We start from the raw sequence: 13,645 nt of genomic DNA, 5'->3' as shown, positions 1-13,645 counted from the left end.
GTTTAGATGGCTTTCATAGTGCCTTTAGGCAATACCGCTGAAACGGCTGATTTTTGGATGACGATGTTGGTTGTGTCATTCAAAGCAATTTCGATAAAATCTTTTTCTTCCGACACCTTAACAATTTTCCCCACCATACCACCTTGTGTTAGCACTTCATCGCCTTTACCTAATGAAGAAACCAAGTTTTTGTGATCCTTTACACGCTTTGCTTGTGGACGATAAAGCATGAAGTAAAAAATCAAACCAAACACACCCAGCATGATTAACATTTCAAAACCGCCACCAGCAGCTCCACCAGCGTCTTGTGCGTAGGCATTGGATATAAATAAACTCATAATTTCCCCTAGTTTTTGTAAATTTTAATTGTGTTAATGCCTGTTAGTTTTTCAACTGAGGCACAGGTAAGTCTTTTTGTGTGTAAAATTCGGTGACAAAAGCATCGAGTTCGTTAGCAGCAATGGCATCTCGCAACCCTTGCATAACACGCTGATAATAACGCAAGTTATGAATAGTATTTAAGCGTGCGCCAAGTATCTCATTACATTTATCCAAGTGATGTAGATATGACCGAGAATAGTTTTTACAAGTGTAACAATCACATTTTTCATCTAATGGACCGGTATCAGTTTTATGTACTGCATTACGAATTTTGACCACGCCACTAGTGATAAACATGTGACCATTACGTGCATTGCGGGTAGGCATGACACAATCAAACATATCAATGCCGCGACGTACCGCTTCGACAATATCTTCTGGTTTACCAACACCCATTAAATAACGAGGTTTATCTGCAGGAATTTGATCCGTAGTATGATCTAACACCTTGATCATTTCGTCTTTTGGCTCGCCCACTGACAAGCCACCTATTGCATAACCATCAAATCCGATATCTTCTAGGCCAGCCAAAGAAACATCACGTAAACCTTCGTACATGCCACCTTGAATAATGCCAAATAAAGCTGATGGGTTATCACCATGTTCAGCTTTACTACGCTTGGCCCAGCGCAGCGATAATTCCATGGAAACCCGTGCTTCACTTTCCGTTGCCGGATAAGGCGTACATTCGTCAAATATCATCACGATATCAGAACCTAAATCACGCTGCACTTGCATCGACTTTTCGGGTGTAAGAAGAATTTTCTCACCATTAATAGGGGAACGAAAAGTCACGCCTTCTTCGGTTATCTTGCGCAAGTCTCCTAGGCTAAATACCTGAAAACCACCTGAGTCAGTCAGAATAGGTTTATCCCAATGCATAAAATCATGCAAATCACCGTGCTGCTTAATGATTTCGGTACCAGGACGTAACATTAAATGGAAAGTATTCCCTAAACAGATATGTGCACCTGTTTGGTCTAACTCTTCAGGTGTCATACCTTTAACCGTACCGTAAGTGCCCACAGGCATAAATGCAGGGGTTTCTACCACGCCACGGTCAAAAATCAAACGGCCACGGCGAGCCTTACCGTCTGTATTATCTAATTCAAATTTCATTTATTTATCTCTGCTTACCGGAAAACAGTCCGATGGCGAAATTGGATTGTAAAAGAGCGCAACTTAATTTGTTCGCTAACCCTTATTTTACAAGCCATGCTTAAAAACGATGCGAGATTATATACGAATCAGCTAGAGGTTTGAAAACTTATCACGGTTAATTTCTGTTTGATTCGATAACTTAATTGAACGCGCCCCTCGTAAACGACATATTAGTCATCTTTAATCAATTGATAGAGGCGAATTTTGCCATCAATACCGATAAATATTTAACACCTTTGACAGTACTTATATCGCCACTAACATAGTGATTAAAAATCTATTATATTAGACCTATTCTGTACGTCATTCATCCCAAAACTCGGTAAAATCATTTGTCAAACAATCAGTTACAGCACTTCGATAACACTGTAGAAACGTCAAAAACCAAGGGCAGCCGCTTTTTCAATAAGGATTGGTTGCAGTTACCAACACAGATGGTCCCAGCGCTACGCAATAAATGCTCACAACTGACACTCTCCCAATGGATGTACTTGTTCGCATTTCTATTGTTAATGGTCCATGTTGACCAAGATATCCAAGAAGGTTCTGGCTTATTGTGGGTTGGAGCGATTGCTGGTGTAGGTCTTATCAGAGAGCTTTGGCATGTGTTTAATCGTATTTGGGATCATATGTTAGGCAAAGGTTTAATCCTAGTTTTGTACGCCGCCACAGCTAACTTTGCCTTGGCTATATCTGCCCTAAAAATTAATATTATTACCGGTATCGAACCAGGTCCTTTTGTTTTCACTTTAGGTTTTGCCACCTTAATTATGCTGCCGTTTTGGTTGTTAATGAGCTCCATCATGTTTTTTTCTGTTGCTTTGGTGGCGGGTAATTTATGGCTAATAGTTGGTGTGTTACTACGCCTGGTAAGGGTCAAAGTCAGAGTACACTGGGAAGACAAGGTGTTTGTTATTATTACCATGATATTGCGCTTGGTGTTGATCCCCTACGTCATCATGTCGATTTTTTTTATGGCGGTGCCTTACGCCGAGCAAATAGAATTGTTTGCAGATCCCATTGCCATGATCAGAGCAGAATCATCAGAAGATATACCTACTCCGGTCCCCACTGACGACAAGTTAGTACTAAGTGAATCTGAGTCGAAAAATGTCAGACTCACATTGAATAAAAGTCAATTTATTCTACCAGTAGATGAGGAGGGCAAGATAAAGTGGCTAGATAAGTTCATTGCAGGTTTTATTTATCATTTTGAAACTTATCCAAAGTCCGCCTGCTTAAAACGGCCCGAACAGCGCAGTTTACCCATTGACGAAAATTTAATTTTATTGGTAACTAGAAACGACTCTTCTTTAGGCTACGAGTTTAGTGTTGGCCCTTGTATAGGAAATTATTCTGATGCTAAGTAATCAATATCAATGAACTCCCTATAACAATTACTACAATTACTTTTATCCATTTAAGAGCTTAAATAGATAGGAGTACTTTAGTTAAGACAGAATCTTCCGCACTATAAATGGACGAATAAGAGGATTGTGATTACAGCGCAATGAGTATTGAACATCAAAATAATACCCACGTCTTCAATTAACAAATTTGATGGGTGGGCTTATAATCATAAGCCCTATTTTCTAGAAAATTCACACTACACACAACACGGCAATACCCTATGGGTTGTTGCGTTTTCTATCCTTACTGAATCATGACTCGACCATAGTGGAATAACAATCTGCATTTTGTATTCTATTATTTACTCTGATAAATCATGTCATTTTAGCTAAATTTGGACTGGTAGAGTTTACCAGTCCAAATTTAGAAGTAATTTAATGACTGGTTAGCATTGTGTCTAAAATACAGTCCTAAACAGCCGAACAATATTAAACCCAATAGCGGTGGGACAGGTACTTCCGTTTGTTCAGTAGTAAAGGCAACGGCGCCTTGCCATATATCTCCTGTGTCTATTATATCACCGCCATCGTAACGAACTATCAGACTATTTGCGGTAAAATCTACCGAAAAATTAGTCAAATACGTACTAGAAATAATGTCTACCGATACAATTTCCACTCCTACTGGCCAGTCTATGTTATCTATGGTCATGGTCCAACCCAACGTTGTAATAGGATCAAGTAAACCAGTGGTCACTTCCTGAATAAACGAAATTGAACTGGCGAAAAAGCTGACTTCCATTTCAGAACCATCATTCATTCCAGCGGGTAAAATATTGCCATCTGCTAAGGGTTCATAACCCATAGTGACACTGATGGGGCCGAATTCATTATCACTAAGGAATCCATCACTATATAAACTAACGTTTAGGCCGTCGGGGTCAGTTAGTAAACTCCCACTAGCCGAGTACGAATAACTAAAAAACAAAAACAAACTGCTGCATAAAGATAAAGCTACTTTTTTTCTGAACATCATTGTTCTCCAATTTTGTAGTCCTCAGTTAAAACAACACTAAGTAAAAGCATTTTCTGAAGGTTAAATTTCATTATTACTGAGATCAAACGCCACACACTTCAGTGGTAGTGAATGGCGTAGAAAATTAGGCAACTTTTATTCCGTAAAATAAATTCATCGAGTGATCAAGATGTTATAGCTCATTAGTCAAAGCGAAAAATTGGAAATTTAACAAGTTGTAAAGATTACTGACATAAAATGTCTGATTAACTGGAAAATAGGCTCACAGCTATGATTTCAAAAAATTATCGAGATAGGTCTCCAACTTTGCATATTGAATGAAACTCTCAGAACTATTCCTTCAAATTCCTTTCAGCCATTAGGCAAACGCCCTTTAACTATCTTGCTTTTCCAAAAACATTGCGTCTCCGTAACTAAAAAATCGATACTTTTGATCTATAGCTTGTTGATAGGCATTTTCGATATTTTCTTTGCCACAAAACGCGCTGACTAACATTAACAAGGTAGATTCTGATAAATGGAAATTTGTTAACATGGCATCGACTAACTGAAATTTATAGCCTGGATAGATAAAGATATCGGTATCTGAAAGAAAGGGACTTAATTCAGTCCCAGCCTTTAGTGATGCTTGCGCGGCTGATTCAATGGAACGTACCGATGTTGTACCCACTGCAATGACACGTTTACCCGCGGCCTTTGTAGCCAAAATAGCATCGACTACTTGTTGCGGCACTTCTGCGTACTCAGAATGCATTTGGTGTTCAAGTATATTATCAACACGTACAGGCTGAAATGTCCCTGCGCCTACGTGTAAAGTCACAAATGCTGATTGCACGCCTTTGTTTTTAAGCTTCTGTAAAATATCTTCATCAAAGTGCAACCCAGCCGTTGGTGCAGCGACAGCGCCAGGTACTTGGTTATAAACAGTTTGGTAACGTTCTTTGTCTGAGTCCTCATCAGGTCTGTCTATGTAAGGCGGCAAGGGCATATGACCAAATTGTTCAAGCACACTCAAAACAGGTTCTTCGCTCAAAAAACGCAACTCAAACAAGGCCCCCTGTCGCGCGAGCATTTCCACTTGCACTGAACCTTCTAGAATTAGCTTGCTACCCTCTTTGGGTGATTTACTGGCTCTTACATGGGCTAATACTCGATGTTCATCGACTACCCTTTCAATCAACACTTCGACTTTCCCCCCCGATTCTTTTTGGCCTAATAGCCTTGCCGGGATGACTCGGGTATTATTGAAGATAAGCAAATCACCTTGCTCGATTAAGTCCACTATATCAGCAAAATTTTTGTGCGAAACCTCACCGCTGTTACCGTTTAGTTGCATCAAACGGCTGCTGCTACGTTTTTCGGTGGGGTAACGGGCGATAAGTTCTTCTGGCAGGTCGAAATGGAAATCAGATAGTTTCATAGTGTTCTCAACGTTATTTGCCCTGTATTTTACGTATCTTTTTTAATACCTGCAATCAAGTATGCATACCCTATTTAGATTGCACATAAATCCTACTGAATTAGAATAAATCCACAGTTAGATTATTGACGTTTTCTCCCAAACTGTTCTTCGCCCGGCTCATTGATTTGATGTAGCCGGGCTTTTTTTTGCCTTTGGGACAGTGGCCTCAATAGTTAAATTATTGGCACTCTTGGTTTTCATATTGTGTGGCCAACTATGTATCAATTATGTTTGGTAAATTTATTTTAGAACGCCCCCTAAAAATCCAATTATGTCCAAGATATTTTGAAGAGGTAAACGCTGAGCAGTCGCTATGTTTTTACTGTTACCGGCAAATTGAATTAAGACCCAAGCATTCAATTTAGAGATTTAGTTTAGGTAAAACTTTACTCCCATTGTCAAATGCCCTTGCCTAAAGGCCCTAATCTTTCGAACCATGCCTACCCAACCTGAGTAAAATTAATATGAAAGGTCAACTCAGTTAATTTTTATTCCAATGGGCTGCCTAAATCAGTAAATATTTCAATAATCTCATCTCGTTCGATCTTGCGCATATTCAACACGTACATGATTTGTAACAACAAATCTGCGCCCATAATGCCCTTATTGACTTTATTTCTTAGGTTGTCTGCGCTTTGATGTATGCCTATATTAGATAGTCTGTCGCTGAGGTCTTGATATTTAGTACCACGCTTTGACATTTCAGCTTTAAGTAGACGCTGAACCAGTTGTCGCCAATCGGCAGCAAGGGATGGTACTGTATTGTTCGTTGTTTCATCATTATTTTTGGACATAATATTAGCTTTACCGAATAACCAAACGTGAATTATAATTTACATTTAAAACATATAAATATCAAATGTTGAAAATATCATTTGACATATTAACTTTAAACTGACTAAACTGTGACACGTAATATCACTGATGGCTAACATCTTTGAATTACACATTAGTCATTAGCCTTACAGGAGAGTAGCCATGACTTGGGATCTTAACCAACTTGAGACCCTTTTATCAGACAACCAAGATTTGGTTGTCACTAAAGAAGAAAATTGTTTATTAGTTGCAAATAGCGACGGAATTGATGCTTGGTTAGCCATTAGTGGTGAACAGATTTTGGTAGAAACACTATTATTTGCCAAAAATGAAGTGAAAGACTGCGCGCTTTTGAACGAAGAAATTTTAAAAACCCACATGTTATTCCCGCTCACAACAGTTGGAATTTCGCAAGTCGCTGGTGAAGAGTATTACACAGCGTTTGGCTCATTAAGTTCACAATCAAAAGCTGAGAGCGTTACGATTGAGCTAACGACCCTGTTTGAAAATGTCGAAGCATTTTTAGATGCTTATCAAGATCATTTGCAGTAACCGAGGAGAGACAATATGTCAGTTTGGAGAAAATTAATCACTGCTGTAAAAGGCGGAGCAACTGAAGCAGCACAATCTGTTGCCGATAGTCAGGCCATTCGTATTCTTGAACAAGAAATTCGCGAAGCCAAAGACGAGTTACGTAAGTCAGATCATGCTAGAACGCAAATTTTAGCTAAATGTAAACTAGCTCAACAAAAAGTAGATAGTTTGCAAGCTTCTATTGAGCAATATGAAGCCCATGCGCGCAAGGCAGTGGATACAGATCGTCAATTAGCCTTAGATTGTGCACAAAAAGTCGGTGATTTACGTGCAGAACAAGATGGCGAGCAAAAGTACCTTGACCAATTTAAACAGTCAGAAAAGCAATTAGCGACTAATATCAAACAGGCTAAATCAAACCTAAAACGTTTAGAGCAACAGGTTGATATGGTAAAGGCCACTGAGTCAGTACAAAAAGCCCAAGTTGCTGTGTCTTCGCGTCACTTAGGTGCAAACAGTAAAATGAAAACCGCTACTGAATCTTTATCACGCATTCAAGATAAGCAAAACTTACGTAATGCTGAATTACAAGCCGCAGAGGAACTTGCAACTGAAGAGTCTAGTGATGACTTAAGCAAACGATTAGCAGAGGCAGGAATTGCAGGTGGTAGCTCATCAGCAGATGACGAACTCAGCCGAATACTAGGCAAATAATTCGTTGGCTTGTGAAGTAAAATAAGGCAAATGATGTTTATAAAAATACGCAAGATGTTGAGTCGAGTGTTTGCCGAGATGCGCTGGTACAGTATTGTACTGGCGCTTCTTTTTTATGGATTGACAAGTTGGCTCTTATTGAATTTAGCCAGTGAAGAATCCCTCACACATTCGGTGGATTTTATTTATTGGCTGGTCGTTACCGGCTCGACTGTGGGCTACGGTGACTTATCACCCAGTACTACTGCTGGCAAATACTTAGTATCTTTTTATATTATCCCATTAGGTCTGAGTATCTTTGCCCTTGTTTTAGGGCGCATTGCGGCTTGGGTATCGAATCAATGGCAAAAAGGAGCAAGGGGTTTGAAAAGTTTAAATGTTGAAGATCATATTCTTGTGCTGGGTTGGAATGGTCATCGCACCATACGTTTATTAGAATTATTAATCCGTGAACGCTCTTCAATCGAAGACGACCCTGTCATTGTACTTTGTGTCAGAGCTGATATCAGCAACCCATTACCCGGTCAAATTGAGTTTGTCAAAGTCACCACTTTCAGTAATGACGCAGATATGGACAAAGCCTGCGTTGCCAAAGCCCGCGTAGTACTAATGGATAATCCAGAAGATGATCTGACTATGACCACGGCATTATATTGCAGTCAGCGTAACCCAACTGCACAAATGGTGGCCTATTTTAACGATGAAAGCTTAGTGGCGTTGTTACAGAAACATTGCCCTAATGTGGAATGTACCCCTAGTGTGGCTGTGGAAATGTTAGCTAAGTCGGCCTTTGATCCTGGCTCAAGCTTGCTACATCATGACCTTTTAGATATTAATCATGGACAGGCACAATATTCAGTCAGTATTCCTGCTCATATCCCACCATTAAAAATTGAAAATATTTTTGAAACTCTTAAACGCAAGTATCGCGCTACTTTGATCGGTATGGTCAAAGCAGACGACAAATTAAATATTCAAGTTAATCCTGATTTAAATTTGATGCTTTCCCCTGGTGATAAAATTTTTTACATCGCCGACGAGAGAATCATCAAATTTCAGTGGGATGACTTTGTAGAAAAATAAATAGGCTCGCAAATGTTTAGCAAATTATTTGGTAAAAAAGAAACCGAAACAAAACCTAAAGCCCCCGAAATTATGGGCTTGTATTTAGGTGGATCGTTTGAACTTGATCCTCTAAAACTACGTTTGATTGAGCCAGAGTTAATGATTGAAGAAGCCGCTAGCCAACATCTTATTCAGGCAGTCGGTGAAGTAAATTTAGATAGCGGTGGCAAAATATTACGCTTTTACACCGATGATGACGCCTTTTTACAAGTGATACTAGATGGTGGCGATACAGAAAACCACATCACAGATGTAAAGCTATGGTATTTTTACGAGACTAAAACCATAGGCACAGAAGCGCAGTGGAAACACACTATTGCGTCTGGTGTATCCAAACCCACATATCAACTTGAAGATGCTGAATATCAAAGGGTTTGGGATGCAGTGGGTGATGAGTCCCCCCCTGTAGCTATGACTGAAAAGACCTATGAACAAGATGGCGATACCAGCGAGACAGATCAATTTGTGATGTTGTACGAGCGTCAACTTGACGGCGACGAAACTGAAACCTTATTAGTAACAGCTGAAGAAAAACTAGTGAATAACAATTTTGACCGTTGCTTAGTCATCAGTACAGGCTTTAATATTGGTCAAGCAGATATTACGATTAATGGCTAACGCTTAACTCATATTATTTACTCAATTAAATACAACCTAGTAAAAAGGAAAAATAATGGACGCAGTATTAAATTCAATATCAGGCTTAGGAAACTTTGCACTGTATTTTGCAGTGTCAATCTTGTTGTTATTTGTGTTTAAAGTGGTCTACGCCTTTGTAACACCTCATGATGAATGGGCATTGGTTAAAGTTCATAAAAACCAAGCTGCCGCTATAGGTTTTGGTGGCGCCATGATAGGTTTTAGCATCGCCTTAGCAGGAGCAGTAGCCAACTCAGAGTTTCTTGTTGATTTTGTAGTTTGGGGCGTAGTAGCAATTATTGCGCAATCGTTAGCCTTTGCGTTACTACGTTTTACCTTTATGCCAAAAATTGCTGACAGAATTGACCAAAATGAAGTATCAGCAGGGACAATTTTAGCGGCGGTTTCTATTTCAGTTGGGCTGCTTAACGCTGCTTGTATGAGTTACTAGGAGAGCCCAATGCAATCCAATAAAACTAAGCGTTCAAAGTCGATCAATCTGAGCAGTATGCGTAAAAGCTTTAGTGTTAAACCATTAGCATTAGGCGTTGCAGCAATATTTCTTTCGGCTTGTGGTGACGAACAAGAAGCCACAGTATTTACTAGTGTTGACGAATGCACTAACGCCAACCCAGAGTTTGCTGAAAAATGTAAAACAGCCTATGAAGAAGCGGTTCGAGAAGCCGAACGAACTGGGCCTAAATACAACACCCAAAGTGATTGTGAATCTGAATTTGGTAACAATCAATGCAGGGTTGTGCAGAATGATTCAGGATCATTCTTCATGCCGTTTATGGCAGGTTATATGTTAAGTAATATCATGTCGCCAAGAGGCTATTATTCACAGCCAATGTTCACTTCGTATTCTCGGTACTCGCCTTATCGAAATAGATGGATAGGTGCCGATGGCTATGATTTTGGTGATCAACGTAGCCGTAATATGCGCGTCAGTGAAAAGGCCTTGAAACCTAAACCAACAGTGACAAAAACTATGAGCCGCGGCGGTTTTGGCAGTAGTGTCAGAGCGAAGTCTAGTTGGGGTAGCAGCTCTAAGAAAGGTGGCTGGGGTGGTTAACCCCAGTTTTATAGGCTTTATTGCGCAGTATTCATGTTAAGAATTTCCATCCCTGAACGTGCCAATTGGAAAAGAAAAGCCGAAGAGTTCGGCTTTAAATTTCATACCATGCATGGCGAAGCCTATTGGGATGAATCCGCTTATTATCAGTTCTCACTGGAACAAATTGAAAAAGATCTAGAAGCGCCCACTGAAGACATTCACCAGATGTGTTTGGAAGTGGTGGATAAAGTGGCTAATTCTCAAGAACTACTAGAAAAATTTCAAATTCCAGAACTTTTTTGGCAACAAATAGCGGACTCCTGGCAAAATCAAGATCCTAGCCTATATTCCCGCTTAGATTTTGCTTATCACGGTAAAGGTCCTGCTAAGTTATATGAAAACAATGCTGATACCCCCACTTCTTTGTATGAATCAGGATTTTGGCAATGGTTGTGGTTAGAAGAACAAGTTAATGCAGGTAAAATTGCCAAACAAGCGGATCAATTTAATTCACTACAAGAAAAGTTAGTGCACAGATTAGCCGCTATTGCCAAACACTACGATATCAGCCAGATGCATTTTGCTTGTTGCCAAGATACCGATGAAGATCGTGGCACAGTGCAGTATTTACAAGATTGCGCTAAAGAATCTGGTTTAGACAATGACTTTGTATTTATTGAAGACATTGGCCTCGCCGACTGCGGTAGTTTTAGTGATTTACACGATACAAAAATCCAGACCTTATTTAAACTTTATCCTTGGGAGTTTATGCAACGAGAAGAATTTGGTCAGTCTATCAAAAATGCACAAGTAAATTGGCTCGAACCTATTTGGAAATCAATTTTATCCAACAAAGCGTTAATGCCAATGTTGTGGAAACTTTTTCCCAATCATCCGAATTTGTTACCCGCGTATTTCGAGGATGAATTAGCCAAGGCAACAGAGTCTAAGTTAGTTAAGAAACCGCTTTTCTCTCGAGAAGGCGCCAACATTAGTGTCATTGAAAATGGTAAAACCGTGTTACATGCTGATGGCCCCTATGGTGAAGAGGGGTTTATTTATCAGGCCTACTACCCTTTGCCACAATTTGGGAATAATCATACTCTAATCGGTTCTTGGCTGGTAAATGATCAAGCTGCGGGCATTTCCTTAAGGGAAGACTCATCACCGATCACCCAAGATATGTCACGTTATTTACCACATATTATTTTGTGACAATTTGACATGACTTTTAGGAAATATTTCAGTCACACTATTGTTATCTTATTTAATCACAGTTTATTTTAATGTCCCAATCAATAGGTAGAACTTCGAATACCAAACAACAAATTCGCTTAGTATTAGTGATATTTGTGCTAATAACTGCGATTGAGTTAATTAACTTGCTAACAGGAAGAATACTTAATCATCTCGGTAATATTCCACGTTATGTCCCAGGACTGAGAGGCATAATTTTAGGGCCATTTTTACATGGTAGTTTGCAGCACTATTTCTCGAATATTATACCTTTATGTATTTTCAGCTTTCTTCTACTGCAATATGGCTTGAAACGCTTCATGCAACTAACCTTTTGGATAGTCTTAATTACAGGCTTGTTGGTGTGGCTATTTGGCCGACCCGCAACGCATATTGGCGCAAGCGGTGTCATTTATGGCTATTTTGGTTATTTAGTTTTGGCGGGGTTTTTAAGCGGGAAATTTAAATTGATGATTATTTCTATCTTAGTCGCGTTTTTTTATGGGGGTTTAATTTTAGGTGTTTTACCCTCAGCCCCCTTTGTTTCTTGGGAATCCCACTTATTTGGTTTTATTGCTGGCCTAGCGGGTGCAAAATTATGGGCAAAACCTTCGCCCTAGAAGATGAATACGAATATAATGCTCTCAAGAAATAGTGCAAAAAAATAACAGGTAATTAATGTCAGATCCAAAACCACAAAAACAATCAGGCCTACTAGGTAATCTAGCATTCAATATTATTATTCCAGTTGTGATCTTAACGAACCTCAGCGGTGATGAATATTTAGGACCTGCATGGAGTATTGTTGCGGCGCTTATTTTCCCTATTGGTTTTGGCATTTGGGATCTCAAACAAACCTCCAAAATCAATCCATTTTCAGTGTTGGGTATTGTCAGTGTTTTCTTAACTGGCGGCATCAGCTTGTTAGAGCTGCCAGCTGAATACATTGCGATAAAAGAAGCCACTATACCGGCTATTATCGGTTTTGCGGTGCTGTTCACTCAAAGAACCAGTAAACCCTTGTTGAAAGTATTTGTGTTAAGTGAACAAATTATTAATTGGGAAAACCTCAATCAGTCATTAGAAAATACAGGAAATAGTGGCGTATTTGAAAAAAAGATGGCGATTAGTTCTTATATTGTGGCGGGATCATTTTTCTTGTCTGCAGCACTCAATTACATATTAGCTAAAGTCATTTTAGTGAGTCCTCCTGGTACCACTGAATACACTGAAGAATTAGGCAGAATGACGGCCTTAAGCTACCCTGTGATTGTGATACCCAGTATGCTGATGTTAATTGCAGCACTGTGGTACATCTTTTCACAAATTAAAAAATTGACTGGCGAGGATTTAGAACACTTTTTGGCAGACGTCTAAGCCTTGAACTAATTGACAGTTTTAACGTATTGATACTATTCAACGTAGCCAAAGAATAAGGCAGTTATGATCAAAGTTAAAGGTTTAGTCAAACAGATTACCGATGGTCATTCACATAAGATTATCTTAGACAAACTGGATTTTCATCTTAAGGCTACGCACTCTGTTGCTATCAGGGGGGATTCAGGCTCAGGTAAGTCAAGCTTACTGAATATTATTGCTGCTTTAGATAATGCCGATAAAGGTGTGGTTAAAGTAGCAGGTTTGACACTCAATAACATGACTGAGCGACAAGCTGATCAGTTTAGGAAAAAACACTTAGGCATAGTATTCCAGCAGTTTAATCTAATCGACTGTTTATCGGTGTGGGACAACATTACCTTTCCTGCAAGACTAAATGGTTTACCCATCAATACTTACCACACTGATTTATTGCAGCAGTTGGGATTAGACGTCCACAAAAACAAACTACCGGTAAACTTATCCGGTGGCGAACAACAAAGAGTCGCTATAGCTCGTGCCTTATCTCATCAGCCCAGCTTGGTTTTAGCTGATGAGCCAACTGGAAACTTAGACGATACCAATAGCCAAGTGGTGAGCGAGTTATTGTTTGGCTTGTGCAAAAAGTTAGGCCTTACCTTAGTGGTTGTGACTCATAGTCCAAAAGTCGCTGCATTTGCAGATACTCAATTATTGTTACAACAAGGACGTCTGCATCCCCTCCTAACTCAGACAACAACCTTAACGTCAGCCTAACC

General features: G+C 39.5%; 16 protein-coding genes. 11 read left to right on the top strand and 5 right to left on the bottom strand.

Annotation, left to right across the window (positions count from 1 at the left end; translation table 11 throughout):
- Positions 1-2: 2 nt before the first annotated feature.
- Positions 3-338 carry a preprotein translocase subunit YajC gene (gene yajC, locus AAC000_RS09700; protein ID WP_339722212.1) on the bottom strand — a complete coding sequence of 112 codons (336 nt, stop codon included), beginning with the start codon at positions 336-338 and terminating at the stop codon, positions 3-5.
- 43 nt (positions 339-381) lie between these two features.
- The gene (tgt, locus tag AAC000_RS09695) at positions 382-1,500 is read right to left on the bottom strand and encodes a tRNA guanosine(34) transglycosylase Tgt (RefSeq protein WP_339722210.1); all 1,119 of its coding nucleotides are present in this window, start codon (positions 1,498-1,500) and stop codon (positions 382-384) included.
- Between the two features lie 374 nt (positions 1,501-1,874).
- Between tgt and AAC000_RS09690 the strand changes: the two genes are divergently transcribed.
- On the top strand, positions 1,875-2,912 hold the full coding sequence (locus AAC000_RS09690) for a hypothetical protein (RefSeq protein ID WP_339722208.1): 1,038 nt from the start codon (positions 1,875-1,877) through the stop codon (positions 2,910-2,912).
- Between the two features lie 403 nt (positions 2,913-3,315).
- Here the strand turns inward: AAC000_RS09690 and AAC000_RS09685 are convergent, their stop codons facing one another.
- The 3 genes from AAC000_RS09685 to AAC000_RS09675 all read right to left on the bottom strand — a co-directional run bounded on the left by AAC000_RS09685 (position 3,316) and on the right by AAC000_RS09675 (position 6,183).
- Complete coding sequence (locus AAC000_RS09685) at positions 3,316-3,927, bottom strand: hypothetical protein (protein ID WP_339722206.1); 612 nt, start codon at positions 3,925-3,927, stop codon at positions 3,316-3,318.
- Positions 3,928-4,300: 373 nt separating this feature from the next.
- Complete coding sequence (gene queA, locus AAC000_RS09680; protein ID WP_339722204.1) at positions 4,301-5,347, bottom strand: tRNA preQ1(34) S-adenosylmethionine ribosyltransferase-isomerase QueA; 1,047 nt, start codon at positions 5,345-5,347, stop codon at positions 4,301-4,303.
- Positions 5,348-5,877: 530 nt separating this feature from the next.
- The gene (locus AAC000_RS09675) at positions 5,878-6,183 is read right to left on the bottom strand and encodes a DUF6471 domain-containing protein (protein WP_339722202.1); all 306 of its coding nucleotides are present in this window, start codon (positions 6,181-6,183) and stop codon (positions 5,878-5,880) included.
- 184 nt (positions 6,184-6,367) lie between these two features.
- Here AAC000_RS09675 and AAC000_RS09670 point away from each other — a divergent pair, with 184 nt between their 5' ends.
- From AAC000_RS09670 to AAC000_RS09625, 10 genes are all read left to right on the top strand, one after another.
- Positions 6,368-6,757 (top strand): YjfI family protein, encoded by a 390-nt coding sequence (locus tag AAC000_RS09670; RefSeq protein ID WP_339722200.1) that lies wholly within the window; start codon positions 6,368-6,370, stop codon positions 6,755-6,757.
- A gap of 15 nt (positions 6,758-6,772) precedes the next feature.
- Positions 6,773-7,453 (top strand): PspA/IM30 family protein, encoded by a 681-nt coding sequence (locus tag AAC000_RS09665; protein ID WP_339722198.1) that lies wholly within the window; start codon positions 6,773-6,775, stop codon positions 7,451-7,453.
- Positions 7,454-7,486: 33 nt separating this feature from the next.
- Entirely contained in the window at positions 7,487-8,536 is a 1,050-nt protein-coding gene (locus AAC000_RS09660) for an ion channel (protein ID WP_339722322.1), read from the top strand.
- Between the two features lie 12 nt (positions 8,537-8,548).
- On the top strand, positions 8,549-9,196 hold the full coding sequence (locus AAC000_RS09655; protein ID WP_339722196.1) for a YjfK family protein: 648 nt from the start codon (positions 8,549-8,551) through the stop codon (positions 9,194-9,196).
- A 55-nt stretch (positions 9,197-9,251) separates the two neighbouring features.
- Positions 9,252-9,668 (top strand): DUF350 domain-containing protein, encoded by a 417-nt coding sequence (locus tag AAC000_RS09650; protein ID WP_339722194.1) that lies wholly within the window; start codon positions 9,252-9,254, stop codon positions 9,666-9,668.
- A gap of 9 nt (positions 9,669-9,677) precedes the next feature.
- A complete protein-coding gene (locus AAC000_RS09645; RefSeq protein WP_339722192.1) occupies positions 9,678-10,292 on the top strand; it encodes a DUF1190 family protein in 615 nt (204 codons plus the stop codon).
- A gap of 33 nt (positions 10,293-10,325) precedes the next feature.
- The gene (locus tag AAC000_RS09640) at positions 10,326-11,489 is read left to right on the top strand and encodes a glutathionylspermidine synthase family protein (protein WP_339722190.1); all 1,164 of its coding nucleotides are present in this window, start codon (positions 10,326-10,328) and stop codon (positions 11,487-11,489) included.
- 71 nt (positions 11,490-11,560) lie between these two features.
- A complete protein-coding gene (locus AAC000_RS09635; protein ID WP_339722188.1) occupies positions 11,561-12,130 on the top strand; it encodes a rhomboid family intramembrane serine protease in 570 nt (189 codons plus the stop codon).
- A gap of 58 nt (positions 12,131-12,188) precedes the next feature.
- Positions 12,189-12,887: a VC0807 family protein gene (locus AAC000_RS09630; protein ID WP_339722186.1), complete on the top strand. Its 699-nt coding sequence runs from the start codon at positions 12,189-12,191 to the stop codon at positions 12,885-12,887.
- Between the two features lie 66 nt (positions 12,888-12,953).
- Positions 12,954-13,643 (top strand): ABC transporter ATP-binding protein, encoded by a 690-nt coding sequence (locus tag AAC000_RS09625; RefSeq protein ID WP_339722184.1) that lies wholly within the window; start codon positions 12,954-12,956, stop codon positions 13,641-13,643.
- Positions 13,644-13,645: the final 2 nt, after the last annotated feature.

The organism is uncultured Paraglaciecola sp. (genome assembly GCF_963977085.1).
GTDB lineage: Bacteria > Pseudomonadota > Gammaproteobacteria > Enterobacterales > Alteromonadaceae > Paraglaciecola.
The sequence above is the reverse complement of the archived record's forward strand: the minus strand, read 5'-3'. Positions and strand labels throughout refer to the sequence as shown.